The sequence below is a fragment of the Microbacterium sufflavum genome (assembly GCF_023101165.1).
In the GTDB taxonomy this organism is placed as follows: domain Bacteria; phylum Actinomycetota; class Actinomycetes; order Actinomycetales; family Microbacteriaceae; genus Microbacterium; species Microbacterium sufflavum.
On record NZ_CP078076.1, the window covers coordinates 2,967,847 to 2,994,097 of the forward strand.

A 26,251-nucleotide genomic window follows, 5' to 3' on the forward strand; every position below is an offset into this window, starting at 1 on the left:
GCGGATCAGACCGCGCGGACGATGCCGAGCGGCGTGGACTCCAGTCCCTGGCCGAGCGGATTGTCGCCGAGGATCTTCACCAGCCGGGCTTCGCCGGCCTTGTCGAGCGTCGATCCGAGGATGTTGCCGCCGAGGTCGTTGATGTCCACCACCGCGACCTCCACCTGCCCACCGAGCAGGCCCTTGAGCCGTGCTGCGACGCCGTCCGGGTCCTTCGGGCCGAGCACCACGGCCTGGTTGTATGGCGGGATCGTGTGCTTGGTGGGGCCATCGATCGCGCGCGCCTTGTCCCCGGCGATGCGATAGAAGTCACCCTTTCGTCCGAACGCCTTGGTGACCGCCGAGACGGCGGCGGCGAACAGGATACGCGGCGTGCCGCACTCCCGCAGGGCCATCTCCATGGTCTCGGGCATGCCGAGCCCGATGCCGTAGGGCGTGCGCGTGACGTACTTCGAGAGGAACAGCGCGAGCTTGCGCGGCGTGATCTCGTCCAGGCGGTACGACCGACCCTGCGTGATCGCCACGATCTTCTCCGTGACGAACAGCAGGTCTCCCGGCTGCACGGCGTCCTTCGCGTATTCGGTGATGACCGCGTCGAGGTCGTCGTCCGGCATCACCACGCGGGTGCGCAACGGGATGCGCGCGTAGCTCGTGCCGTCGACGCTGGTCTCGAGCGCCTTGCCCTCGTTCGCCTGCATCACTCGAGGTAGTCCCGCAGCGACTGCGAGCGGCTCGGGTGGCGCAGCTTGGCCATCGTCTTCGACTCGATCTGACGGATCCGCTCACGCGTCACGCCGAACGTGTCACCGATCTGGTCGAGCGTCTTGGGCTGACCGTCGCCCAGGCCGAAGCGCATGCGGATCACGCCCGCCTCCCGCTCCGAGAGCGAGTCGAGCAGCTGCTCGAGCTGGCGCTGCAGCATCGTGAAGCCCACGGCATCGGCGGGGACGACCGCCTCGGTGTCCTCGATCAGGTCACCGAACTCGCTGTCGCCGTCTTCACCGAGCGGAGTGTGCAGGGAGATGGGCTCACGGCCGTACTTCTGCACCTCCACGACCTTCTCCGGGGTCATGTCGAGCTCGCGGCTCAGCTCCTCCGGGGTGGGCTCACGACCCAGGTCCTGCAGCATCTGCCGCTGCACGCGGGCGAGCTTGTTGATGACCTCGACCATGTGCACGGGGATGCGGATCGTGCGGGCCTGGTCGGCCATGGCGCGCGTGATCGCCTGACGGATCCACCAGGTCGCATAGGTCGAGAACTTGAAGCCCTTGGTGTAGTCGAACTTCTCGACGGCGCGGATCAGACCGAGGTTGCCCTCCTGGATCAGGTCGAGGAACTGCATGCCGCGACCGGTGTACCGCTTGGCGAGCGAGACGACGAGCCGCAGGTTCGCGCCGAGCAGGTGGCTCTTGGCTCGCTGGCCGTCGCGGGCGACCCACTGGAGGTCGAGACCCAGCTGACTCGACTTCTCGGCCGGGGTCATCGCGGACAGCTTCTCCTCGGCGAACAGACCCGCCTCGATGCGCATCGCGAGCTCGACCTCTTCGGCCGCGTTCAGCAGCGCGACCTTTCCGATCTGCTTCAGGTAGTCCTTGACGGGGTCGGCCGTGGCGCCGGTGATCTGCGTCGAGTAGACGGGGACGTCCTCGTCGTCGTTCGACGAGATGACGATCGCGCCGGTGGGCAGCGGCTCGGTGAACGCCGGCTTGGCGTCCTCCTCCTCGTCGTCCCCCGCGCTCTCCTCGGCGGAATCGGTCGCGGCGTCGTCTTCCTCGACGACCTCCTCCGACTTCTTCTTCTTCGCCGCGCCGCGCTTGGCGGCACCGCGCTTGGCGGGCGCTGCCTCGTCGAGGTTCTCGACCTCGATCTCCTCGTCGGGCGTGGGTTCTTCGGCGGCCTTCTTCGTCCGTGTGTTCTTCGTCGTGGCAGGAGTCACGTTTCGCCTTTCACGGAGCCGATCACGGGCCCCGGGACATTTCGGACACTAGTAAGACCCTTGTCAAGTCCGGAGTTCGAAAACGCCGATTGACAACGGGTCGGACTCCTAGTATCGCACACGTGTGGCGCTCCGGATGCAATCCGGCGAAGTTCGCGTCGATCCGGCTCAGCCGCGGCCGGGCTTGTCCTCGTCGCCCGACGGTCGCGTGGCCAGGTAGCGCTCGAGCTCCGCCGCCAGCTCGTCCGCGCTCGGCAGGTCGCGCTCGCTGAACCCGCCCTCGTCGTAGCTGTCGTCCTCGGGGTCGCGGCCTGCCATGTAGGCGTCGTAGCGGCGCTCCAGGTTGTGGACCATCTGCTGCAGCTCGTCGTTCGCCGCGACCTGCTCGTCCACCCTGGCGATGTAGTCCTCCCGGCGCTCGCGCACGGCGTCGAGCATGAGCACCAGTCCCGTGGATGCCATGAGCTTCTCGGCCGCGGCGCTGACCGCGTCGGGGTTCTCCGTCTCGGCGAGGTAATGAGGCACGAGCAGCACGAAGCCCACCACTCGTTCGCCGCGCTCGGCGAAACGGAACTCCAGCAGATGCCCCGCGGTCGCCGGCACCTGCGTACGCGGGCGCCACACCGAGTGCGAGACCACGAGGTCACGACGGTTGCCGCTCACCGTCGTGCCGATGGGGCGGGTATGCGGCACGGGCATGGCGATCGAATGCACCCAGTGCAGTCCGGATGCCTCGTACTCCGCGGCGAGGTCGAGCACGGTCTCGGCGAAGGCGTTCCACGCGAAGTCCGGTTCGTAGCCCGCGAGGAGGAGGAACGGGCGACCGAGGGCGTCCGTCGCGAGCGAGAGCTCCAGCCGAGGCGGCCGGAACTCGGTGAGGTGGTCCTGATCGAAGGAGATCACCGGACGGCGGGCCCGGTAGTCGAGGAGCACATCGTTGTCGAAGATCACGAGCGGCTGCGGCGATGTGGACTCGCGGAGGTGGTCGATCAGTCCGGACACCGCGCTCCCGGCATCCGTGAAGCCGGTCAGGAGCACGACGAGGGGCAGTCCGTGCGACACCGTCGGCGCGTTCGCGACGCGTTCGTGGATCTCTCCGGAGAAGGGCATGACTCCATGCTACGAGCAGGTCCCGACGAGGGGCCCCGGGCCGTCTCGCTGAGAGCGAACACGCGGGGGCACGCGGGGCCGCCCGGTCGCAGAGGTCCTCCTAGGATGGAGAGCATGACGCTTCCCGTGCTCTCGCACACCACCGATCAGTTCCCCGGAAGCGCTGCCGATGCCGCAGTGCTCGTCGTTCCCGATCTCTCGGATTCGGCCGAGTCGCTGGGGGCCTACCCCGGCCTCGCCGAGGTCCTCGAAGGCATCGGGTTCACCGGTGCCGCCGGATCGTTCGCCCGCGTGTACGCGCCCGACGTCTCCACCCTGCCGTTCGCCGTCGTCGGTGCAGGGAAGAGCATCGACGACGCCGCGATCCGCAGCGCCGCCGGTGTCGCCCTCCGCTCGCTGACCGGGTTCCCGCACGTCGCGCTCGGGCTCGCCTCCGGCCTCGACGGCCACGCCGCCGCCGCCGCCGAGGGGGCCGTGCTCGGCGGTCACCGCTTCGACGGCTACCGCACCGAGAAGGGCAAGGCGCGCGCCGAACGGATCACCGTCCACGCCGACCTCGACGACGAGACGATCACCCGAGCGCAGACCCTGGGCGAAGCCGTCGCGCTGATCAAGGATCTGGTGAACGTCCCCGCGGAGTGGCAGAGCCCCGCGCAGCTCGCGCAGAGCGCGGCCGACAGCGTCGCCGAGCTCGACGTCACCGTCGACATCTTCGACGAGGCCGCGCTGGCGGAGCAGGGCTTCGGCGGAATCCTCGGGGTCGGGCAGGGGTCCGACCGGCCGCCGCGTCTGGTCCGCCTCGACTACTCCCCCGCAGACGCCGTGCGGCACCTCGCCCTGGTCGGCAAGGGCATCACGTTCGACACCGGTGGCCTCTCCCTCAAGCCGGCCGCCTCGATGGTGGGCATGAAGTTCGACATGGCCGGGGCCGCGACGTCCCTGGCCGCCCTTCGCGCCATCGCCCGGCTCGGGCTCCCGGTGCGCGTCACCGCCTGGCTCTGCATCACCGACAACATGCCGTCCGGCCGGGCCCTGCGCCCCGGTGATGTCATCCGCATCCTCGACGGCACGACGGTCGAGGTGCAGAACACCGACGCCGAGGGGCGCCTGGTCCTCGCCGACGGCCTGGTCGCCGCCAGCCGAGAGCACCCCGACGTCATCATCGACGTCGCGACGCTGACCGGTGCGATCGTCGCCGCCCTCGGACACCGGCACACGGGCGTGTTCGGCGACGACGAGACGGTGACGCGGTTCCTCGCCGCGGCGGAGCAGACCGGAGAGCCCGCCTGGCACATGCCGCTGCCCTCGTACATGGAGGAGTCCCTCGAGTCGCCGATCGCCGACCTGCAGAACGCGAACATGGGCGACCGGATGGGCGGCGCCTCGTTCGCCGGTCTGTTCCTGCGACGCTTCGTCGGACCGGTCTCGGACGCCGAGGACGCCGCCCGCATCCCCTGGGTGCACCTCGACATCGCGGGCTCTGGCGAACACGCCGGTGCGCCGTACGGCTTCACGGAGAAGGGTCCAACGGGGGCGATGGTCCGATCGATCGTCGCCTTCGCCGAAGCAGCATCCCACACGGAGGCATAACACCGATGACAACCCACACCTTCGACATCGTCGTGCTCGGCGGTGGCAGCGGCGGCTACGCGGCCGCGCTGCGCGCCAGCGAACTCGGCAAGTCGGTCGCGCTGATCGAGAAGGACAAGGTCGGAGGCACCTGTCTGCACCGCGGCTGCATCCCGACCAAAGCGCTGCTGCACGCGGCGGAGGTGGCGGAGCATGTGCGCGACGCCGCAGCGGTGGGGATCTCGGCCACCCTCGACGGCATCGACGCGGCGGGCGTGCGGGCATACCGCGAGGGCATCGTCGCGAAGAAGTACAAGGGGCTCGAGGGCCTCGTCAAGGCGCGTGGCATCACCACGGTCACCGGGACGGGACGGCTCAACGCAGACCGGAGCGTCAGCGTCGGCGACGACGTGTACGTCGGGACGGACGTCGTGCTCGCCACCGGCTCGTACAGCCGCACGCTTCCAGGGCTCGACATCGGCGGCCGCATCCTGACCAGCGAGCAGGCGCTCGCGCTCGATGTGATCCCCGAGCGCGTCATCGTGCTCGGCGGCGGTGTGATCGGCGTGGAGTTCGCGAGCGTCTGGCGCTCCTTCGGTGTCGAGGTCACGATCGTCGAGGCGCTGCCGCACCTCGTGCCGAACGAGGACATCGCGATGAGCAAGGGGCTCGAGCGCGCGTTCCGGCGCCGCGGCATTCAGTACTCGCTCGGAGTGCGGTTCCAGCAGGCCACCCAGGACGACACGTCCGTCAGCGTGACCCTCGAGAACGGCACGGAGCTCACCGCGGACTACCTGCTCGTCGCAGTCGGTCGCGGTCCCGCCACGGCCGATCTGGGCTTCGAGGAGGCGGGCGTCGTCCTCGACCGCGGATTCGTCACGGTCGACGAGGAACTGCGCACCGGGGTTCCCGGGGTGTGGGCCGTCGGCGACATCATCCCAGGACTCCAGCTCGCCCACCGGGGCTTCCAGCAGGGCATCGCGGTGGCCGAGCGCATCGCCGGCCTCTCCCCCGCGACGGTCCCCGACGTGCAGATCCCGAAGGTCACGTACTCCAGCCCCGAGGTCGCCTCGGTCGGGCTGACCGAGGAGGCGGCCGTGGCCGCGCACGGCGCCGACGCGGTGTCGTCCTACGAGTACAACCTCGCCGGCAACGGCAAGAGCGAGATCATCGGAACGGGCGGCCTCGTCAAGGTCGTCCGCCAGAAAAACGGCCCGGTGCTCGGCGTGCATCTGATCGGTGACCGCGTCGGCGAGCTCATCACCGAGGGTCAGCTCGCTGTGGCCTGGGAGGCGCACCCCGAGGACATCGCTCCGCTCATCCATGCGCACCCCACGCAGAGCGAAGCGCTCGGCGAGGCCTTCCTCGCGCTGGCCGGAAAGCCCCTGCACGCCCTCTGAGCACCAACCGGTGCCTGAGTCACTAAGCTAGACAAGCGTCATACAACTTCTGAAGGAGACTCAGTCATGAGCACATCCGTGGTCCTCCCCGCTCTCGGTGAGAGCGTCACAGAGGGTACGGTCACCCGCTGGCTCAAGCAGGTGGGAGACACCGTCCAGGCGGACGAGGGCCTGCTCGAGATCTCGACCGACAAGGTCGACACCGAGATCCCCTCCCCGGTCACCGGCGTGATCGAGGAGATCCTCGTCGCCGAGGACGAGACCGTCGAGGTCGGTGCCCTGCTCGCTCGCATCGGCGACGGCAGCGCCGCAGCCCCGGCGGGCGACGCGCCCGCTGCGGCCACCCCCGAAGCGGAGGCCGCCCCTGCCGAGGCCCCTGCCGCGACCGAGACTCCTGCTGAAGCGCCGGCTCCGGCCGAGGCTCCTGCGGCCGAGACTCCCGCTCCCGCCGCCGAGGCTGCGCCGTCCGGTGACGCCACCGACATCGTGCTCCCCGAGCTCGGCGAGAGCGTCACCGAGGGAACGGTCACCCGCTGGCTCAAGCAGGTCGGTGACTCGGTCGAGGTCGACGAGGCTCTTCTGGAGATCTCGACGGACAAGGTCGACACGGAGATCCCCTCGCCCGTCGCCGGCGTGCTCCAGGAGATCGTCGCGGCCGAGGACGAGACCATCGCGGTCGGCGCCGTCCTGGCCCGCGTCGGTTCCGGCGCTGCCCAGCCTGCCGCCACCGAGGCACCTGCCGCGCCGCAGGCCGCGCCCGAGGCGCCCGCCACCCCGGCACCCGCTGAGGCTCCGGCCGCACCGCAGGCGGCTCCCGCCCAGCCCCAGGCTCCGGCCGCGGCCCCTGCACCGGCTGCCCCTGCTCCGGCGCAGGCCGCACCGGCTCCCGCAGCGACCGAGGCGCCCGCTCCGAAGCTCTCGCTGCCGACGGAGAACGACAACCTCTACGTCACCCCGCTGGTGCGCCGTCTGGCCGCACAGCAGGGCGTGGATCTCGCTTCCGTGACGGGTACCGGTGTCGGCGGGCGCATCCGCAAGGAGGATGTGCTCAAGGCTGCCGAGTCCGCATCGCAGGCTCCGGCCGCCACGAATGCGGCTCCGGCTCCCGCACCGCTCGAGGTCTCCCCGCTGCGGGGTACGACCCAGCCGATGTCGCGTCTGCGCAAGGTGCTCGCCAAGCGCGCGGTCGAGTCCATGCAGCAGACGGCGCAGCTCACCACGGTTGTGGAGGTCGACGTCACCGCGCTGGCGGAGTACCGCGACAGCGTCAAGGGCTCGTTCCTCGAGAAGACCGGCGACAAGCTCTCGTTCCTGCCGTTCTTCGCGCTGGCCGCCGCCGAGGCGCTGCAGGCCTTCCCGATCGTGAACGCGACGGTCGACGGTGAGCAGATCGTCTACCCGGCCACCGAGAACGTCTCGATCGCGGTCGACACCGAGCGCGGGCTGCTGACTCCGGTGCTGCGCGACGCCGCGTCGAAGAACATCGCTCAGATCGCTCACGAGATCGCCGACCTCGCGGCCCGCACGCGCGACAACAAGCTGAAGCCGGACGAGCTGGCCGGCGGGACCTTCACGCTGACCAACACCGGTTCCCGCGGTGCGCTGTTCGACACGCCCGTCGTGTTCCTTCCGCAGTCCGCCATCCTCGGCACCGGCACGGTCGTCAAGCGTCCGGGTCTCGTCAAGGTCGGCGGAACCGACGCGATCGCGGTCCGTTCGTATGTGTACCTCGCTCTGTCGTACGATCACCGCATCATCGACGGCGCCGACGCGGCGCGCTTCCTCGGTGCGGTGAAGGCGCGCCTCGAAGCGGCGCAGTTCGCCCCGCAGCTGGGCGCCTGACCGAACGATCATTCTGGCTGGTCCGCGACGTCGTACACGTCGCGGACCAGCCATTTGTCGTCCTGCCGCACGAGTACGACCATCGCGGTGGGACTCGCGGCGTCCGCCTCCGCCGGCCGAGCGACGCGGGTGACCGCGACGTCGCCGTACTCGTCGACCAGCTCGACCGTGAGCTCACCGCTGAGCGCGCGCACGGCGTCGACGGTTCCTGCGGAACCGGGCGCGATCGCGGCGACGCACTCCGTGTCCCCGGCGGAGTGACAGGCTTCAGCGGCGGAGACGAGCGTCGGGACGGCGGCGGCGGGGTCGCCCGCCTCCGCGACGGGCGGCGTGGGGGCAGCAGACGCGTGCTCGGCTCCTGTCGTCGATGACCCGCCTTTCGCCCGACCATCCGCGGTCGACGTCGGCGTCGGCGCTGTCCCCGCGGCGGTGGAGGCACCTCGGGCGTTGCTCTCGCCGTCGCCGCTCGGCCACATCAGCCCGCCCACGAGCACGACGGCCGCACCCGCTGCCGCGATCAACAGCAGTCGGCGACGGGGTGCGCGGGGAGCCGCGGCCCGATCCCGCCCCCTACCGCTCGTCGCCCGCCGCACGCGGACGGCCTCCCTGGCGTCGGCGATCCGCGACGCGATGTCCTCCCGCAGCATCCGCACGGCGCTGCGGACTCTCGCCCGGGTGGTCCGTGGGGTACGAACGGCGGACCTCCGCGTCGCGAGGCTCCTCCGGGTCGGGGCGACGCCGCCCACAGCGGGCTCGACGACGCGGGAGAGGTCTCGCGCCCGCACCGGCTTCGTCGTCTGATGCTCCAGGGGACGTGGGGACACGAGGGCGAGAAGCTCGCACTCCCACTCGTCGAGAAGCCGCCGCGGGACCCGGGGGTGCTCCAGTCGTTCGCGCAGTCCATCCCCCACCCGGTCGAGAACACGCCTCAGCGCTCGATCGGTCTCGCCGTCCCTGAGCGTCTCGACGATCGACGCCGCCGCGGACCGGATCCCACTCCCCTCACCGATGACGAACAGGGGTCGCCCGCCGTCGGTGAGCCACCACGTACCCTCGACGCCGCTGCCCACGCGCGCCAGTTCACCGATGCCGCGCAGCAGACTCACCGCCACCGTGCACACCTCACCCTGACGCAACCGCTGCCCCGAGGCGGACCGTCGGTCGATGAACGCCTGCAACCGATCGGTGCACCAGGGCAGCAGCACATCGTGGCCGTCCGCACGTCGGACGATGTCCAGCGGTCCGGCGACGTGCTGTGCGCCCGCGAAGTGCCAGCCCGCCCATCCCGCGAGCTCCTCGCTCGGACACCGCACCGCCACGCCGTCGCCGCTGGTGACGAGCGCCCCCGCGAAGGGGGTGTCCGGTGATGACAGCATCCGCAGCGTGCGGTGCGCTCGTGCCAGCAGGGGCGGTGGAGCCGTCTCGATCGTCTGGGCGTCGGTCATGCGCCCATCTCACCCGAGGGACCGTGCGCCCGGAGCCATCCACGGCGTGAGCGGAAAGGTCCGCAGGCTGCGGCTGGCTGTGCAGAGCGAGTCCTCGTGCTGCTCCGCTCCGCGCGAACGACGACATCGTCAGGGTCTGGGACTCGGTAGGCTGGATGTCATGGCAAAGCGTGCTCCCGAACCCGAGAAGCGTCCTGGGTTCTTCTCCCAGATCAAGTCCCTCTTCCGGTTCACGCGCGAGGCCTACCCGTGGCTCCCCTGGGCGCAGGCCGGCATCCTCGTCGGCGGCATCCTGCTCGGCCTCGTCGCCGGCTACCTCATCCCGCCGTTCCAGGTGTGGACCCTCGTGCTCTGGGGCATCACCGGCCTCATGCTGGGCGTGCTCGGCGCTCTGTTCCTCATGACGCGACTGTCGACCTCGGCGATGTACACCAAGATCGACGGCATGCCCGGCGCGACCGGTCACGTGCTGAGCACCAGTCTCGGGCGTCGCTGGCAGGCATCGGAGACCCCGGTGGGGATCAACCCGAAGACCCAGGAGGCCGTGTACCGAACGATCGGTCGCGGCGGCATCGTGGTGGTCGGCGAAGGTGCCCGCGGCCGCCTCACGCGCCTGGTCAACGAGGAGCGGAGCAAGGCGCAGCGCGTCGCGCACGGTGTCCCCGTGACCGTGCTCTACGTCGGGCACGGCGAGGACGAGGTACCCATCGCCGACCTCGCCAAGACCATCAAGAAGCTTCCCAAGGCCATCGACAAGGCCACCATGGCCGCGGTGATCCGTCGCGTCGACTCCGTGTCGCAGTCGCTCTCGTCGCTGCCGATCCCGAAGGGCATCGACCCCACCAAGGTGCGCCCGCAGCGTCCGCGCTGACCCGCACACCGCACGATCGACGCGCGGCCGTCCTCCTCGGAGGGCGGCCGCGCGTCGTCACTCCGACAGCGGCTGCTTCGGCAGGCGCCGCACCTTCGCCCGGCGACGACGACGCTCCGGGATCATCGAGCGCATCTCTTCGAGCTTGCCGAAGCAGAACAACCGGTCGTCCGCCTCCAGCACGACGTGCTTGCGCGGGTTCGGGATCACGCTCACCCCGCGGTGCAGCGTGAGCACGGTGATGTCACGCTCCCACAGTCCGGCGTCACCCAGGGTCTTCCCCACCAGGTCGGCGGCGCCGTGCACCATCAGCTCCGCCACGCCGTACCCCGTCGACACCGTCAGACGCTGTCGCACGTCGATCTCGGGGAACGCCACCTGCCCGGCGATGTAGTCGATGATGGCGCCGGCGACGTCGAGCTTCGTGGCCGTCTCGATGCCCTGCAGTCCCGGCGAGGAGTTCACCTCCATGACGAGCGGTCCCTCGTCGCCCTCGAGCATGTCCACTCCCGCCACCCGCAGCCCCATGATCTGCGCCGAACGGACGGCCGCCCGCTCGTACACCGGGTCGAGCTCGATCGCCTCCACCGATCCGCCGCGGTGCACGTTCGAGCGGAACTCGTCGCCGGCCGCCGAGCGCCGCATCGCCGCGACGACGCGGTCGCCCACGACCAGCGCACGGATGTCGCGCCCACGACTCTCGGAGATGAACTTCTGGATCAGCACGTTCTGCTTCGTGGAGTGCAGGGTCTCGATGATCGCCTCGGCGACCTTGACCTGTGGGGCGAGGATCACGCCGATCCCCTGCGTGCCTTCGAGCAGCTTGATCACGACGGGGGCACCGCCGACGCGCTCGATCGCCGGGCGCACATCGGCGCGGTTGCGCACGAAAGCGGTGGGCGGCATCGCGATGTTGTGCCGGGAGAGGATCTGGTTGGCGCGGAGCTTGTCGCGCGCGCTCGAGATGCCGTTGGCGGTGTTCGGGGTGTACACGTCCATCTGCTCGAACTGGCGGACCACCGCCGTACCGAAGTAGGTGATCGAGTTCCCGATGCGCGGCAGGATCGCGTCGTAGTCGCTCAGCTGGCGTCCCCGGTAGTGCAGGTCGGGTTCATCGGAGGTGAGGTCGATCGCGAAGCGAAGGGTGTTCAGCACCTTGACGTTGTGCCCCCGCTGCAGCGCGGCGGCCCGGAGGCGCTGGGTGGAGTACGCCTGCGGCGCACGGGACAGCACTGCGATCTTCACGGGGGATTTCCTGCCAGGATGTATCAGGTGAGTAGGTCTACCCATTCAAACACCCTCACGGGGTGGCGAGAGTGGGTCAGCCTGCCCGATCTCGGCGTCGACTGGATCAAGGCGAAGATCGACACCGGCGCGCGCACCTCATCGCTGCACGCGTTCGACGTGCACGAGTTCGAGCGCGAGGGCGAGGCGTGGGTCCGCTTCCGAGTGAACCCGTGGCAGGACAGCCAGGACGACGCGGTCGTCGTCGAGTGCCCTGTGCACGATCGCCGCGCCGTGCGCAGCTCGTCCGGGCACGCGCAGGAGCGTCTGGTGGTGCAACTGATCATCCGCCTGGTCGACCGCGAGGTGCTGGCCGAGGTCACCCTCAGCAACCGGGACGAGATGGGGTTCCGCATGCTCATCGGTCGCGAGGCCCTGCGTCACGGCTACGTCGTGGACCCCGCGCGCTCGTTCCTCGGTGGAAGGGCACCGCGCGAGGCACGCCGCCGCAACCGGGGACGCGCCTGAGGGAAGCGGGCGACCCGACGCGGCTCAGGCGCGGATGAGGACGGTGCCGACCGCCTTGTCGTGCAGGCCGCGCTGATCCGCGTCCCAGACGACCGCCGGGATCACGACGAGCAGCAGCAGCGCGCGAACGACCGGCCGCCACAGCCCGATCCAGGCGCCGTCGAGACGCACCAGGCGCATGCCGAGGATGCGGTGACCCGGGCTACCCCCCGCGGTGGGGATGAACAGGATCTGCAGGACCGCGAACACCAGCAGCGGGGCGAACTGCGTCAGACCCGCCTCGGACGGCAGCGCGAACTGGTCGAAGCCGAGGAAGCCGGTGGCGATGATCGTGGCGGCCGCGTAGTCGATCACGAGAGCGCCGATGCGTCGTCCGGGACGGGCGATGCTTCCCGTTCCCGACTCCGGGAGTCCGAGTCGTTCACCGGGGTACCTGTTCACCGCATCCGTCACCACACCAGCCTACCGAGCCGTCGGAACAGCCCCTTCCGCCCTCACGCTGTAACACGCTCGAAACAAAGCGGATACCGTGGAGAAATCCCCCGTCCGTACTGTGCAGAGTGGCCCCGAAGCCATCGATCCGCATCACAGGAGTCGTTACATGTTCAAAGATTCGTCCGAGGTACTGGCCTACATCAAGGAGAACGACGTCAAATTCCTTGACATCCGGTTCACCGATCTCCCTGGCGTGCAGCAGCACTTCAACATCCCTGCGGCGACGGTCGACGAGGCCTTCTTCACGGACGGGCAGCTGTTCGACGGCTCCTCGATCCGCGGCTTCGCGAGCATCCACGAGTCGGACATGCAGCTCATCCCCGACGTGACGACGGCCTACATGGACCCGTTCCGCGAGGCGAGCACCCTCGTGATGATCTTCGACATCTACAACCCGCGCACCGGCGAGATCTACTCGAAGGACCCGCGTCAGGTCGCCAAGAAGGCCGAGAAGTACCTCGCGTCGACCGGCATCGCCGACACCGCGTACTTCGCGCCCGAGGCCGAGTTCTACATCTTCGACGACGTGCGCTACTCCGTCACGGCGGGCGAGAGCTTCTACAAGGTCGACTCCGAGGAGGCCGCGTGGAACACCGGTCGCGAGGAGGAGGGCGGCAACCTCGCCAACAAGACCCCGTACAAGGGCGGCTACTTCCCCGTGAGCCCGGTCGACAAGACGGCCGACCTGCGCGACGACATCACGCTCAAGCTGATCGAGGCCGGCTTCATCCTCGAGCGCTCGCACCACGAGGTCGGCACGGCGGGCCAGCAGGAGATCAACTACCGCTTCGACACGATGGTGCACTCGGCGGACGACATCCTGAAGTTCAAGTACATCGTGAAGAACACGGCCGAGGAGTGGGGCAAGGTCGCCACCTTCATGCCCAAGCCGCTCTACGGTGACAACGGCTCCGGCATGCACACGCACCAGTCGCTGTGGAACGACGGCAAGCCGCTGTTCTACGACGAGGCCGGCTACGGCCAGCTCAGCGACATCGCCCGCTGGTACATCGGCGGCATCCTGGCGCACGCTCCCGCGCTGCTCGCCTTCACGAACCCGACGCTGAACAGCTACCACCGTCTGGTGAAGGGCTTCGAGGCTCCGGTCAACCTGGTGTACTCGGCCGGCAACCGCTCCGCCGCGATCCGCATCCCGATCACGGGCTCCAACCCGAAGGCCAAGCGCATCGAGTTCCGCGCTCCCGACGCCTCCGGCAACCCGTACCTCGCCTTCGCGGCGCAGCTCATGGCGGGTCTCGACGGCATCAAGAACCGCATCGAGCCGCACGAGCCGGTCGATAAGGACCTCTACGAGCTTCCGCCCGAGGAGGCCAAGAACATCCCGCAGGTGCCGAACTCGCTGCTCGACTCGCTCGAGGCGCTCCGCAACGACCACCAGTTCCTCCTCGAGGGCGGCGTGTTCACCGAGGAGCTCATCGAGACCTGGATCTCCTACAAGTACGAGAACGAGATCCTGCCGATCGCGCAGCGTCCGCACCCGTTCGAGTACGAGCTGTACTTCGGGGTCTGACCCGCACCGCGAAGCGCCCGCCGGGATTCCTGGCGGGCGCTTCCGCGTGTCCGGGGGTCATTCCACACACCCTCTTGCAGGTCCCTGCCCCGGAGTCAAGCCCGAAGACGGGAATCGTGCAGGGCCCTAGCGTGAGAAAGTCGCCGGGCTACCCGACCCGGCGACGGGGAGGCTGCACCATGTGGACGCAGGAGGCGACGCCGACCGAGGCTCTGCTCGACAGCCGATACCGGCTGGGCGATGCCGTGGGCGTCGGCGGCATGGCGACCGTGTACCGCGCCGAGGACATCGCGCTGGAGCGCGCGGTCGCGGTCAAGATCTTCCGCACCTCGGACGATGCCGTGACCTCGACGGACCGTGCGCACTCCGAGAAGGCGCTGCTCGCCTCCCTCAACCACCCCAACCTGGTCACGCTCCTCGACGCCCGCCTCGACCCCGGCCGGGCGATGTACCTGGTGATGGAGTTCGTTCCCGGCCCCACGCTCAGCAGCCGCCTCTCCCGCTCCGCCGTGACCCCCCAGGAGGTCGCGACCATCGGTGCCGACGTCGCCTCCGCCCTCCATGCCGCTCACGCGGCGGGCATCGTGCACCGTGACGTCAAGCCCTCCAACGTTCTCCTCACCCCGCCGGCGTCGGGCAGTGACCGGTGGACGGCGAAGCTCGCGGATTTCGGGATCGCGTGCATGATCGACACGTCGCGGGTCACCGCGCCGGGCATCGTCCTCGGCACCCTCACGTACATGGCGCCCGAGCAGCTGCGCAACGGCGAGGTACGGCCGTCGGTCGACATCTACGCGCTGGGCCTTGTGCTCCTGGAGGCACTGACCGGCACACCCGGCTTCGCGCCCACCCTGAGCGTCGAGACCGCCCTCGCCCGCCTGCACCTGGCGCCGGACGTTCCCGCGTCGCTCGGACAGGACTGGGGGCGGCTGCTCACCGCGATGACGAGCATCGATCCGGCCGAACGGCCGCACGCCGCCGAGGTCGCGGTCGAGCTGCGGCGGTTGAGCGCAGCACTCGCGGAGGCCGACGAGCGCGCCACCGCTCCCCTTCCAGCCGTCGTCGCGCCCGCCGCCACGCGCGTCCTGCCCGTTCCCGGCATCCCCTCGCCCGCCGCATCCTCGGCGCCCGTGGCCCCGCTGGTCATCCCTCCCGTGCCGCCGCTCCCCGCCCCCGCGGCTCCGGCTCGGCCGCTCACCCGTGCCCAGGCCCGGCGGCGGCTCGCCGCCCGTGCGGTCGCTGCACCGCGCCGGACACCGCGGCGACGCGACAGTCTGCTCTTCGCCGCCGTCGTCGCCATCGGAGCCGTCACCACGATCGCGGTGTCGCTGTCGGGCCAGGGCACGCAAGCCGTGGCGAGCTCCGGCGCCGTGCTGCGCGGGGCCTCGTCCTTCGAAGCGCCCACCGCGACGGAGAGCACCCCGCCTTCCGTGGTCGAAATGCCCGCCGCTGTCGCCCCGGCCCCCGCCGAGTCCGTCACCGTCGAGTCTGTCGACGACGAGCACTCGACCGAGCAAGCGGACAAGGAGACGCAGAACGGGGCGGAGAAGCAGAACAAGGGCAAGGGTAACCAGAACGAGGGCGCGAAGGGCAAGGGCGAGGAGACGGGCCCGGGTGGAAAGCCGGGCTCCGCAAGCCAGACGAAGGTCGACACGTCGACGGTTGTCGAGCAGCCCGCCTCACCGGCCACGGATGATGGAGCCGCGGTCGAGACGCCGGGCAAGGGTGACAAGGGCAAGGGCTCGCAGGGCAAGGGCTCGGACGACTAGGCCCGGCGTTCAGCCGCACGCCCTCGGGTGTCGCTGAGCGCGCCGGGCCCCGGTGTGGAGCAAGATCGAGTGCGAGCACGCACAGTTGGAGGGGACATGCGCCGCAGGAGAATCATCGCGACCGACGAGGCGCAGACCGTATCGGCCCAGCGCCGCTCCCCCACCTCGGTGGTCGCAGGGGCGAGAGCGAACCCGTTCATGTTCGGGCTGCTGGGAGCCCTGGGCGTCCTGGTCGCTCTCGCGATCGGCGGCATCGTCAATCAGCTCGCGACCGTACTGGTCTACATCGGCGTCGCGATCTTCCTCGCGCTCGGACTCGACCCCATCGTCACCAGCATCGAGCGCAAGCTCCCCCGTCCCGCCGCCGTCGCGATCGTCGTCGCCGGCGTCGTCCTCGCGTTCGCCGGGATCATCCTCGCCATCGTCCCGATCCTCGTCGAACAGATCACCAACCTGATCAAAGACGGTCCGAAGATGATCGAGGACTTCATGAAGACGGACTGGTACAAGGACATGAGCGCCCAGTTCGGCTCGACCATCACCGATGCCGTCAACGGCGTGCTCGGCTTCGTGCAGGACCCCGACAACTTCTTCGACATCGGCGGCGGTGTCTTCGCGGTCGGCGCCGGGATCGCCGGAGGCATCACCGGCGTCACCATCGTCCTGATCCTGACGCTGTACTTCATGGCGTCGCTGCGCAGCATGAAGCGTGTCGCCGCTCGCTTCGTGCCCGCCTACCAGCGCGACACGTTCAGCGAACTCCTGGAGGACGTCTCGAGCGCGGTCGGTCGCTACGTGATCGGTCAGGCGAGCCTCGCCCTGACCAACGGCGTGCTCAGCCTGATCTTCCTCAGCATCATCGGCGCACCGGTGCCGGCGCTGCTGGCCCTCATCGCCTTCATCGGCTCGATGATCCCGCTCGTCGGAACCCTGTCGGCATCGATCATCATCTCGCTGATCTGCCTGTTCGAGTCGCCCACGACCGCGCTCATCGCGATCATCTACTACCTCGTGTACATGCAGATCGAGGCATACGTGCTGTCGCCCCGCATCATGAGCCGCGCGGTCGCCGTTCCGGGGGCTCTCGTGGTGATCGCGGCCGTCGCGGGTGGTGCGCTCGGCGGGATCCTCGGCGCGCTGGTGGCCATCCCGATCGCGGCGAGCATCATCATCATCATGCAGAAGGTGGTGTTCCCGACACAGGACCGGAAGAAGGCACCACCGGCCGTGACGGTCGCGTGATCAGCGGACGGTGACGGCGCCCGCCTGCACGCGCACCGCGAACGACGAGATCTCCCCGACCTCCTCGCCGTCGATCTCGAACATCTGCGGAGCCGCAAGGCGCACCTCGATGCGCTCGGCGGAGACGTGCGTGGTGGAGTCCGTGCTCACCGCCTGATCGACACTCCCGAGAATCCGTCGGATGCCGTTGTCCCACACCACGGAGCGGACGGTGTCGAGCCACTGGAGGGGTCCGTCGGCGCTGATCAGCAGCATGTCGAGGAGCCCGTCGTCGACGAGGGCGTCGGGCAGCAGCCGGATACCGCCCTGCAACATGCCGCAGTTTCCGATCAGGAGGGTGTGCCCACGCAGCTCCTGCGGCTCACCGTCGTCCAACTGCAGCGTGATGTCGGTCATCTCCGTGCCGGCGAGTGCCCGGCCCATCGCCTCGACGTACGCGAGCCATCCCGCGCGGTCCTTGAGGTCGTCATTGGTCTCCACCAGCATCTGGGCATCGACGCCGAAGCCCACCATGACCGAGAACGCGTGCTCCTCCCCGTCGATCTCGACCCATCCGAGGTCGATGTTCCGCGGCTCGCTGTCGCGGACGTGCTCCAGCGCGGGAAGGACGCCCTCCAGGGGGATGCCGAGGTTGCGGGCCAGGAGGTTGCCGGTGCCCTGCGGCACGATGCCGAGGGCGACCCCGGTCTCCGCGAGGGCCTCCGCGACCGCTCGGATGGTCCCGTCTCCGCCCACCGCGATGACCGGGTCACAGCCCTTCGCGACCGCCTCCGCCGCCATGCCACGGCCCGCGTCCTCCGGGGTGGTCTCCCACCAGCGGACCTCCGCATCATCGCCGAACGCGAGCCGGACGGCCTCCTCGAGAACCGCCCTGTCCGACTTCGTGGGGTTCCAGATCACTGCCAGAGGAGAAGACGTCATGCGCTCAGCCTGGGCGACCGGAGCCGTTCCCGCAACTCGGTTGACAGTCACCCGTAGAACAGGTGCTCGAAGGTCCGCCGAGCCCGGCGCGTGACACCCAGGTAGTCCTCCTCGAGCTGCGTGGCCGCGCGGTTCGGGTAGCCCAGCAGCCGCGCCAGCGCGTCGAGCTGCCGGCGGTCGGCCGGGAGCACGTCGCTGGTCTGTCCGGTGAGCAGGGTGATGGCCGACCGGAGCCGGCTCGACAGCAGCCAGGCGGCGCGCAGACGCTCCGCGTCCTCCTCCTCCACGAGCCCGGCAGCCACCGCGGCGTCCAGCGCCCGCAGTGTCGAGGTGGTGCGGAGTCCCGGCACCTCCGCCGCATGCTGCAACTGCAGCAGTTGCACGAGCCACTCCACGTCGCTCAGGGTTCCCGGCCCGAGCTTGAGGTGCCGTCGCGGATCCGTGCCCTGCGGCAGCCGCTCCCCCTCGACCCGCGCCTTGATGCGCTTGATCTCCCTCAGCCCCTGGAGGTCGACCGTGTCGGGGTAGCGGATCGAATCGGCGAGCTCCGTGAACCGCGCGATCAGCTTGACGCTCCCCGCGACGCCCTGCGCGCGCAGCAGCGCCTGCGCCTCCCACGACAGCGACCAGCGACGGTAGTACGCCGTGTACGCGTCGAACGAGCGCACCAGCGGACCGTTGCGCCCCTCCGGACGCAGTCCGGCGTCGAGCTCCAGCGGCAGCCGGTGGTCGGTGAGGTGCTCGCGCAGACCCGCCACGATCTTCGTGGCGAGCTTCTCGGCGCGCTGCGGATCCACGCCGTTCGCGTCGTACACGTACAGCACGTCCGCGTCGGAGCCGAACCCGAGCTCGCCACCGCCGAACCGGCCCATCGCGATCACGGCGAAGTCGAGCGGCGCGTCCTCCGGCGGCACGACCTCACGCATCACCGCGCGCAGCCCGGCCTGGATCGTCGCGGCGGTGATGTCGGTGAGGGCCGTCGCCACCTCCTCGATCGTGAGCACGTCGAGCACCGCGCCCATGGCCGTGCGCAGCAGCTCGCGCCGCCGCAGGGCCCTGACCGCCCGCAGCGCGTCCGCGACCGTCTCGTGCCGCGTCTGGATCGCCCGCGCCTCCTCGTCCAGCGCCTCCGCGCCACGTGGTCGCAGGCGCTCCGTGCTGTCGAGCCAGGCCACGGACTCCGGGATCCACTCGAGCAGCTCCCCGATGTAGCGCGACGACGACAGCAGCCGCGTGAGACTCTCGGCCGCGCCGGAGGAATCCCGCAGCATCCGCAGGAACCACGAGGTGTCGCCCAGCCGCTCGCTGATGCGACGGAACGCCAGGAGCGCGTAGTCCGGGTCGCTGCCGTCGGCGAACCAGCGCACCATGATCGGCATCAGGTGCCGCTGGATCGTGGCCTTGCGGCTCAACCCCCGCGTCAGGGCACCGATGTGGCGCAGCGCCCCGGCCGGGTCGCGGAACCCGATCGCCGCGAGCCGGTCGTGCGCCTGCTCCAGCGACAGCGTGCGCTCCTCCTCCGGCAGACCGGCGACCGCGCTCAGCAGCGGGCGGTAGAACAGGCGCGTGTGGATCTCGCGCACCTCGCGGCGCACGGCCTCCCAGCGCGCCCAGATGGCGTCGCCGCTGTCGGCCAGTCCGGTCGCGCGGGCGAGGAACCGTCGTCCGGCCGGCGTGCGGGGCATCAGGTGCGTGCGGGAGAGCTCGCGCAGCTGCAGCCGGTGCTCCATGAGCCGCAGCACGCGGTAGTCGGCGGCGAAGGTCGCCGCGTCCGCCCGGCCGATGTACCCGCCGTCGACGAGGGCGTCGAGGCTCTCCAGCGTGCCGCGGGTGCGCAGCGTCTCGTCGGTCAGCCCGTGCACGAGCTGCAGGAGCTGCACCGTGAACTCGATGTCGCGCAGACCGCCCGCGCCGAGCTTGAGCTGGTACGGCGCGTCCTCCGGATCGATGTGCTCCATGACCCGTTCGCGCATGCGCTGCACGTTCTCGACGAACTCCTCGCGCGCGGCGCTCGACCACACGAGGGGCTGCACGGCCGCGATGTACTCCGCACCCAGCACGGGGTCGCCCGCGAGCGGCCGTGCCTTCAGCAGCGCCTGGAACTCCCACCCCTTCGCCCAGCGGTCGTAGTAGGCGGCGTGCGAGGCGAGTGAGCGCACCAGGGCCCCCTGCTTGCCCTCGGGCCGCAGCGCCGCATCGACCTCCCACAGGGGCGGCTCGACCTCGATCGCGCTGAGGGCACGCATCGTCTCGCGCGCCAGTCGCGTCGCGATGTCGATGGCCCGTGCCTCCGACACGACCGCGTCATCGGCGGTTCCCGCGACGAAGATGACGTCGACGTCGCTGACGTAGTTCAGCTCCCGCGCGCCGGCCTTGCCCATGCCGATGATCGCGAGCCGGGTCGCGGCGAGCTCGTCGTGGCCGGTGCTCGCGCGCAGCCGCGCCCGCGCTACCGCCAGCGCCGCCTCCAGCGCCGCACCGGCGAGGTCGGCAAGCGCCGCGGCGACCGCGGGCACCGCGTCCTCCGGGCGCTCGTGCGCGAGGTCGAACGCGGCGATCGCGGCGAGCTCACGCCGATACGCCACGCGCACCGCCACGACCGCGTCGTCGTCGCCCGCCGCCGCGACACCGTCGCTGGCGTCCACGGCGGCGAGGAGGCGGCTGCGCAGCGCGTCGGCCGATGACAGCGCCGACACGGGCTCGCTGAGCACGGAGAGCTGTGCGGGGTGGCGCAGGAAGAACTCGGCGAGCCCGGTCGAGGCGCCGAACACCCGCCACACCGTGGGGCGGGCCTCCGCATCGTCGACGAGCGGCCGCACCGCCTCCGGGTCACGGCGCGCCACCCGGAGCAGACCGCGCACCGCGGCATCCGGGTCTGCGGCGCCCATGCCGTCGAGCAGCCCCGCACGGGGTCGGCCCAGCAACGACTCCAGCTCTGCCAGCGACGCGGCGGCCTCGGACAGCTCGGAGAAACCGATCCGTGCGAGCGCGGAGAGCGAGACGGAGGCGTCGGGTCGGGCCATGCCGCGCCTCAGAGGAGCTCGAGGTTGTTCTTCAGCTCCAGCGGCGTGACCTGCCCGCGGTACGCCTCCCACTCCTTGCGCTTGTTGAGCAGCACGTAGTTGAACACCTGCTCGCCCAGCGTCTCGGCCACGAGCTCGGACTCCTCCATGTACTCCAGCGCGTGGTCGAGGCTGGCGGGCAGGGCGGAGTAGCCCAGCGCACGGCGCTCGGCGTCGCTCAGCGCCCACACGTTGTCCTCGGCCTCCGGCGGCAGCTCGTACCCCTCCTCGATGCCCTTGAGGCCGGCGGCGAGCATGAGCGCGTAAGCCAGGTAGGGGTTCGCGGCCGAGTCGAGCGCGCGGTACTCCACGCGCGACGACTGCCCCTTGTTCGGCTTGTACATCGGCACCCGGACGAGCGCCGAACGGTTGTTGTGACCCCACGTGATGAAGCTGGGGGCCTCGTCGCCGCCCCACAGCCGCTTGTACGAGTTGACGAACTGGTTGGTCACGGCGGAGATCTCGTTCGCGTGCCGCAGGAGCCCGGCGATGAAGTGACGGCCGGTCTTGGACAGCTGGTACTTCGCCCCCTCCTCGTAGAACGCGTTCTGATCGCCCTCGAACAGCGACATGTGCGTGTGCATGCCGCTGCCGGGCTGACCGCTGAGCGGCTTCGGCATGAACGTGGCGTACACGCCCTGCTCGATGGCCACCTCCTTGATCACGGTGCGGAACGTCATGACATTGTCGGCCGTGGTGAGGGCGTCGGCGTAGCGCAGGTCGATCTCGTTCTGACCGGGACCGCCCTCGTGGTGGCTGAACTCCACCGAGATGCCGAGGTCTTCGAGCATGCGCACCGAGCGGCGCCGGAAGTCATGGGCTGTACCGCCCGGCACGTTGTCGAAGTACCCGGCGGAGTCGACCGGGACCGGACCCTCCGGCCCGAACGACGAGGACTTGAGCAGGTAGAACTCGATCTCCGGGTGCGTGTAGAACGTGAAGCCCGCGTCAGCGGCCTTCGCGAGCGCGCGCTTGAGCACGTGACGCGGATCCGCCACCGCCGGCTGCCCGTCCGGGGTGGTGAGGTCGCAGAACATGCGCGCCGTCGGGTCGATCTCCCCGCGCCACGGCAGCGTCTGGAACGTGGTCGGGTCGGGCTGCGCCAGCAGATCGGACTCGTACGTGCGGGTGAGGCCCTCGATGGCCGAGCCGTCGAAGCCGATGCCCTCGGCGAACGCCCCCTCGACCTCGGCCGGCGCGATCGCGACCGACTTCAGCGTGCCGATCACGTCGGTGAACCACAGCCGCACGAACTTGACGCCGCGCTCCTCGATCGTGCGAAGCACGAAGTCCCTCTGCTTGTCCATGGCTACTCTGCGCCCTGGCCCTTCGCGTCGGAGCCGAAGCCGCTCGACGGCTTCGCGTCCCAGCCCTGCTCCGCGGCCTCCTCCTCGGCCCAGGCACGCGACCGCTCCTGGAGGACCTCGGGAGCACGACGCGCCTCGGCCTCGGTGTCGAAGGGGCCGACGCGGTCGATCGAGGGCGACAGCATGCCGAACTCGACCTCGCCCGTGGCGGAGTTGTACCAGTACTTGTGATCGCCGTCGGTCATGGCTTCTCCTTCTTCCCGCGAGTCGTTCGGGTGATGTCATCGATCCTACTGGCGCACACAGCGGTCGCTAAGCTATCGGCCATGGCAAAAGCGATCGGCGTCGACATCGGCGGCACGGGTATCAAAGCGGGAATCGTCGACCTCGAACACGGCACCATGGCCTCGGATCGGGTACGCGTGCCCACCCCGGAGGGTGCGGCGCCGGAGGACGTGCTCCTCGCCGTGCAGACCGTGCTCAAGACCCTCGACGTGCACGAGTCGACGCTCCCCCTCGGCGTGGCCTTCCCGGCGATCGTCAAGCGCGGCAAGACCCTGTCCGCCGCCAACGTGTCGAAGAAGTGGATCGACTTCGACGCGGAGCGGTTCTTCCGCGACGGGCTCGGCCGCAACATCGTGTTCGTGAACGACGCCGACGCGGCGGGTGTGGCCGAGGCTCGCCACGGTGCCGCGCGCGACGTGATCGGCTTCACGCTGCTCACCACTCTCGGAACCGGGATCGGCTCGGCCTTCCTCTACGACGGCGTGCTGCTGCCCAACACCGAGCTCGGCCACCTCAACTTCCGCGGCTTCGAGTCGGTGGAGACCTGGGCGGCCACCTCCGCCCGCGAGCGCGAAGGGCTCAGCTGGGCCGAGTGGGCGGAGCGGCTGCAGGAGTTCTACTCCCACATCGAGTTCATCTTCAGCCCCGACCTCTTCGTGGTCGGCGGCGGGGTGTCGAAGAACGCGGGCGACTTCCTCCCGCTGCTCGACCTCAAGACCCCGATCGTCCCGGCGATCCACCGCAACAACTCGGGCATCATCGGCGCCGCGTCACTCGCCGGCGACTGACACCAGCGACACGTGGAAGGCCCCGCAGAGCATCTGCGGGGCCTTTCCTCGTGGGGCGAATGGGCCGGCCTGTACGCCGGGTTCTGTTCCGGGGTTCTTCGCCCCTTCGACGGCCATCTCTCTCGGCGACACGTTGCCGTGCCGCTCCAGCGGTCTACCCGAGGACTCGGCGGGCCGCGTCAACATCCTCTGTCTGACCTTGCTCCGGGCGAGGTTTACCTGGCGGGCCGTGTCACCACGGCCCCCGGTGGTCTCTTACACCACCCTTTCACCCTTACCCGCGATCCGAGGATCACGGGCGGTCTGCTCTCTGTGGCACTTTCTCGCGGATCACTCCGGGTGGGTGTTACCCACCGCCCTGCCCTGTGGAGCCCGGACGTTCCTCGGTGCGGTCACCCGCCACGCGACCGTCCAGCCGACCCATTCGCCCCACCAGTCTACGGCGCTCACTTCTCCGCGGAATCCGCGATGCGCAGGTCGAGCGGCACCTCGATCGGGAACGTGCCGAACAGGCGGGTCGTCGCGACCTCCGCCGCCTCCCGCACCGCAGCCGCAGCAGCCTCGGCGTGCTCGCGCGGGGTATGCACGATGATCTCGTCGTGCAGGAAGAACGCCAGATGCGGCTCGCGGGCGAACGGGCCGGAGGCCTCGGCGGCCCCGAACACGGGCGGCAGCTGCTGCAGCCGGTGTCGGATCTCGGCGAGCCAGATGAGCGACCACTCGGCCGCCGTGCCCTGCACCACGAAGTTGCGGGTGAAGCGTCCCCAGTCCCGGGCTCGCCGACGAGCGAGGGCCACCACGGCGGGATCAGCCTCCGCGGCCGTCGCATCCGACTGCAACCGCATCCACTCGTCCGACGGCCGCGGCGAGGACCGGCCCAGCCACGTCGAGACGATCCCGCCGTCCTCGCCCGTGCGCGCCGCCTCGTCGACGAGGGCCATGGCGCGCGGGTAGACGCGGCGCAACCGTGGCACCAGACGGCCGCTGTCGCCGCTCGTCGCGCCGTACATGGCCCCGAGCACCGCGTACTTCGCCTCTTCACGGGTCGCGACCGCGCCCGACGCCACGACACCCGCGTAGAGGTCGCCACCGCGCGCCGCCTCGGCCATCGCTTCATCCGCCGCCATGGCCGCCAGCATCCGCGGCTCCAGCTGCGCGACATCCGCGACCACCAGCGTCCATCCGGGGTCGGCCCGCACGGCGGGTCGCAGGTTCCGCGGCAGCTGCAGCGCTCCCCCGCCGGCCGAGGCCCAGCGCCCCGTGACCACGCCACCGGGGATGTAGACCGGACGGAACCGCCCCTCGTGCACCCACTCGGACAGCCACGTCCACCCGTTCGCGCTCAGCAGCCGGGACAGCTTCTTGTACGCCAGCAGCGGCTCGACGACGGGATGGTCCTGCGTCGACAGCTCCCACTTGCTCGTGGACTCGACCTGCACTCCGACGCGATGCAGGGCGCGCAGCAGCTTGGGCTGGCTGTCCAGGTGGAGAGTCGCATCGCCGAGGAGCGCTCGCACCTCGTCCGCACGCTCCACCATGTGCCGGGGAAGACCGCCGCCCGCGGGCCGGGCGCCGAGGGTCTCGGTGAGGATCGCGTCGTGCACCGCCGTGTCCCAGGGCAACCCGGCGGCGCGCATCTCCTCGGCGATCAGGCCACCTGCGGACTCGGCGGCGCACAGGAGCGTCAGCCGCCCGTCCCGCGCGGCGGCGATCACCCGGCGTTGCGCGCGGTACTGCTCCAGGGCCGCGACGACCGCGGGCTCCCCCGATTCCTCGTCGAACACGTCGAACAGGGAGGGCGTCGCGTCGGCGGGCTGCCGCGGCTCCCAGGCGGCAGACGGAGGCAGCGGCGCGGGCACCGTCGCGGTGTCCCGCAAGATCGCATGGCACAGGACCAGGTCGTGACTGCGGCCGATGCGGACTCCCTCCCGCAGCAGCAGTGCGTACACCTCGGCGGCCGAGCGCAGGATCCACCGGGGGCCGTCCTCCGCCTCCGTCGCGGCGACCCAGGAGGCGAGTTCGCCCGCGGGCACGAGCGTCCGACCGCTCTCCCGGTCGTGCTCGTCGAGCTCGACCGCCGCGTACTCGGCCGCCCCGAGCGCGATCAGGGCGATGCGGCGCTCCGTGCCCGACGCCGGCACCGTCATCGGCGGTGCACGACGGATGCGCTCACGAGAGCCCCGACTCCTCGGTGCGGACGAGGATGCAGCCGCACTCGGGGCAGGAGACCACGGCGTCCTCCGGGGCTCGGCGGATCTCGTTGAGGTCGGTGCCAGGGAGCATCATGCGGCAGCCCTCGCAGGTGCCGCGGGTGAGGAGCGCCGCCCCCGCGCTGTTCTGCGCGCGGCGGTCGTACTCCGCCAGCAGCGGGGCGGGGATCGAGCCGGCGACGGCCTCCCGGTCACGCGTCAGCTGAGCGCCGAGCTCGGTGGCCGCCGCCACGTCGGCCTTCGCCTGCGCGGTCAGGGCCGTGCCCTCGGTCGTGGTCGTGTCGAGCAGCGCCTGCTGAGCGGCGACGGCGGCATCGGCCTCTTCCACGCGCCCCATCACGTCGAGCTCCGCGTCTTCCAGATCGCTCAGGCGCTTGGCCAGGCTGGCGAGCTCGTGCTCGAGCGCCTGCGCCTCCTTCGCGTTGGTCGCCGCCGCCAGACGCGCGGTGTCGCGGTCCCGGCGCTGTTCGGCCAGGGACACGTCGGACTCCAGCCGCGCGAGCTCGGCCCGCGCATCGTCCCGCGCGCCGGTGAGAACCGTGAGCTCGCGGAGCTGCTCCTGGCGGACGGCGACGAGCTCGGTGATCCGCGCCGCCTGACTCGGCTGGGTGCGGGCGCGCTCGGCCTGCGCGATGCGCCGGTCGAGGTCCGCGATGTCGAGCAGGGTGCGCTGGTTCTCCGGGGTGGCGTTCACGCTCTCAAATCTAGTCGGTCGG

21 protein-coding genes and 1 other RNA gene are annotated in these 26,251 nt (G+C 70.3%); 9 read left to right on the forward strand and 13 right to left on the reverse strand.

What is annotated here, in order from left to right:
• Positions 1-5: 5 nt before the first annotated feature.
• The 3 genes from KV394_RS14425 to KV394_RS14435 form a co-directional block, all read right to left on the reverse strand.
• Entirely contained in the window at positions 6-698 is a 693-nt protein-coding gene (locus KV394_RS14425; protein WP_205812673.1) for a coenzyme F420-0:L-glutamate ligase, read from the reverse strand.
• Positions 698-1,936 carry an RNA polymerase sigma factor gene (locus KV394_RS14430; protein WP_136036091.1) on the reverse strand — a complete coding sequence of 413 codons (1,239 nt, stop codon included), beginning with the start codon at positions 1,934-1,936 and terminating at the stop codon, positions 698-700. Before KV394_RS14430 ends, KV394_RS14425 begins: the two co-directional genes overlap by 1 nt.
• 168 nt (positions 1,937-2,104) lie before the next feature.
• Positions 2,105-3,046 (reverse strand): proteasome assembly chaperone family protein, encoded by a 942-nt coding sequence (locus KV394_RS14435; protein WP_247981744.1) that lies wholly within the window; start codon positions 3,044-3,046, stop codon positions 2,105-2,107.
• A 114-nt stretch (positions 3,047-3,160) separates the two neighbouring features.
• Between KV394_RS14435 and KV394_RS14440 the strand changes: the two genes are divergently transcribed.
• The 3 genes from KV394_RS14440 (at position 3,161) to sucB (ending at position 7,857) form a co-directional block, all read left to right on the forward strand.
• The gene (locus KV394_RS14440) at positions 3,161-4,636 is read left to right on the forward strand and encodes a leucyl aminopeptidase (RefSeq protein WP_136036090.1); all 1,476 of its coding nucleotides are present in this window, start codon (positions 3,161-3,163) and stop codon (positions 4,634-4,636) included.
• 5 nt (positions 4,637-4,641) lie between these two features.
• Positions 4,642-6,015: a dihydrolipoyl dehydrogenase gene (lpdA, locus tag KV394_RS14445; RefSeq protein ID WP_247981745.1), complete on the forward strand. Its 1,374-nt coding sequence runs from the start codon at positions 4,642-4,644 to the stop codon at positions 6,013-6,015.
• Positions 6,016-6,081: 66 nt separating this feature from the next.
• Positions 6,082-7,857 (forward strand): 2-oxoglutarate dehydrogenase, E2 component, dihydrolipoamide succinyltransferase, encoded by a 1,776-nt coding sequence (gene sucB, locus KV394_RS14450; protein WP_247981746.1) that lies wholly within the window; start codon positions 6,082-6,084, stop codon positions 7,855-7,857.
• An 8-nt stretch (positions 7,858-7,865) separates the two neighbouring features.
• On the opposite strand, the gene KV394_RS14455 is transcribed toward sucB, so the two are convergent.
• On the reverse strand, positions 7,866-9,302 hold the full coding sequence (locus KV394_RS14455) for a hypothetical protein (RefSeq protein WP_247981747.1): 1,437 nt from the start codon (positions 9,300-9,302) through the stop codon (positions 7,866-7,868).
• Positions 9,303-9,462: 160 nt separating this feature from the next.
• Here KV394_RS14455 and KV394_RS14460 point away from each other — a divergent pair, with 160 nt between their 5' ends.
• Positions 9,463-10,173, forward strand: a complete 711-nt coding sequence (locus tag KV394_RS14460; RefSeq protein ID WP_136030306.1) for a DUF4191 domain-containing protein — start codon at positions 9,463-9,465, stop codon at positions 10,171-10,173.
• A gap of 57 nt (positions 10,174-10,230) precedes the next feature.
• Here KV394_RS14460 and KV394_RS14465 read toward each other — a convergent pair whose 3' ends face one another.
• Positions 10,231-11,418 carry a RimK family alpha-L-glutamate ligase gene (locus tag KV394_RS14465; protein WP_247981748.1) on the reverse strand — a complete coding sequence of 396 codons (1,188 nt, stop codon included), beginning with the start codon at positions 11,416-11,418 and terminating at the stop codon, positions 10,231-10,233.
• Between the two features lie 18 nt (positions 11,419-11,436).
• Here KV394_RS14465 and KV394_RS14470 point away from each other — a divergent pair, with 18 nt between their 5' ends.
• A complete protein-coding gene (locus KV394_RS14470) occupies positions 11,437-11,925 on the forward strand; it encodes an ATP-dependent zinc protease family protein (RefSeq protein ID WP_136030302.1) in 489 nt (162 codons plus the stop codon).
• Between the two features lie 24 nt (positions 11,926-11,949).
• On the opposite strand, the gene KV394_RS14475 is transcribed toward KV394_RS14470, so the two are convergent.
• A complete protein-coding gene (locus tag KV394_RS14475; protein WP_407665448.1) occupies positions 11,950-12,378 on the reverse strand; it encodes an RDD family protein in 429 nt (142 codons plus the stop codon).
• A 148-nt stretch (positions 12,379-12,526) separates the two neighbouring features.
• Here KV394_RS14475 and glnA (KV394_RS14480) point away from each other — a divergent pair, with 148 nt between their 5' ends.
• The 3 genes from glnA (KV394_RS14480) to KV394_RS14490 all read left to right on the forward strand — a co-directional run bounded on the left by glnA (KV394_RS14480) (position 12,527) and on the right by KV394_RS14490 (position 16,962).
• Entirely contained in the window at positions 12,527-13,951 is a 1,425-nt protein-coding gene (gene glnA / locus KV394_RS14480) for a type I glutamate--ammonia ligase (RefSeq protein WP_136030300.1), read from the forward strand.
• Positions 13,952-14,130: 179 nt separating this feature from the next.
• Complete coding sequence (locus KV394_RS14485; protein WP_247981750.1) at positions 14,131-15,720, forward strand: serine/threonine-protein kinase; 1,590 nt, start codon at positions 14,131-14,133, stop codon at positions 15,718-15,720.
• Between the two features lie 96 nt (positions 15,721-15,816).
• Entirely contained in the window at positions 15,817-16,962 is a 1,146-nt protein-coding gene (locus tag KV394_RS14490) for an AI-2E family transporter (RefSeq protein ID WP_247981751.1), read from the forward strand.
• Here the strand turns inward: KV394_RS14490 and KV394_RS14495 are convergent, their stop codons facing one another.
• Genes KV394_RS14495 through KV394_RS14510 form a run of 4 tightly spaced genes read right to left on the reverse strand, consistent with a single transcriptional unit; the run spans position 16,963 to position 22,497 of the window.
• Entirely contained in the window at positions 16,963-17,883 is a 921-nt protein-coding gene (locus KV394_RS14495; RefSeq protein WP_247981752.1) for a diacylglycerol/lipid kinase family protein, read from the reverse strand.
• 47 nt (positions 17,884-17,930) lie between these two features.
• On the reverse strand, positions 17,931-20,906 hold the full coding sequence (locus KV394_RS14500; RefSeq protein ID WP_247981753.1) for a bifunctional [glutamine synthetase] adenylyltransferase/[glutamine synthetase]-adenylyl-L-tyrosine phosphorylase: 2,976 nt from the start codon (positions 20,904-20,906) through the stop codon (positions 17,931-17,933).
• A gap of 8 nt (positions 20,907-20,914) precedes the next feature.
• Positions 20,915-22,252: a type I glutamate--ammonia ligase gene (gene glnA / locus KV394_RS14505; RefSeq protein ID WP_136030252.1), complete on the reverse strand. Its 1,338-nt coding sequence runs from the start codon at positions 22,250-22,252 to the stop codon at positions 20,915-20,917.
• A 2-nt stretch (positions 22,253-22,254) separates the two neighbouring features.
• Positions 22,255-22,497: an SPOR domain-containing protein gene (locus KV394_RS14510; protein WP_136030250.1), complete on the reverse strand. Its 243-nt coding sequence runs from the start codon at positions 22,495-22,497 to the stop codon at positions 22,255-22,257.
• A gap of 81 nt (positions 22,498-22,578) precedes the next feature.
• On the opposite strand from KV394_RS14510, the gene ppgK reads away from it, so the two are divergent.
• Positions 22,579-23,325 (forward strand): polyphosphate--glucose phosphotransferase, encoded by a 747-nt coding sequence (ppgK, locus tag KV394_RS14515; protein ID WP_136036155.1) that lies wholly within the window; start codon positions 22,579-22,581, stop codon positions 23,323-23,325.
• A 56-nt stretch (positions 23,326-23,381) separates the two neighbouring features.
• On the opposite strand, the gene rnpB is transcribed toward ppgK, so the two are convergent.
• The 3 genes from rnpB to KV394_RS14530 form a co-directional block, all read right to left on the reverse strand.
• An RNA gene (rnpB, locus tag KV394_RS14520) (RNase P RNA component class A) lies at positions 23,382-23,748 on the reverse strand.
• 23 nt (positions 23,749-23,771) lie between these two features.
• Positions 23,772-25,472 carry a bifunctional 3'-5' exonuclease/DNA polymerase gene (locus tag KV394_RS14525; RefSeq protein WP_247981754.1) on the reverse strand — a complete coding sequence of 567 codons (1,701 nt, stop codon included), beginning with the start codon at positions 25,470-25,472 and terminating at the stop codon, positions 23,772-23,774.
• A gap of 22 nt (positions 25,473-25,494) precedes the next feature.
• Positions 25,495-26,229 carry a zinc ribbon domain-containing protein gene (locus KV394_RS14530; protein ID WP_136030244.1) on the reverse strand — a complete coding sequence of 245 codons (735 nt, stop codon included), beginning with the start codon at positions 26,227-26,229 and terminating at the stop codon, positions 25,495-25,497.
• Positions 26,230-26,251: the final 22 nt, after the last annotated feature.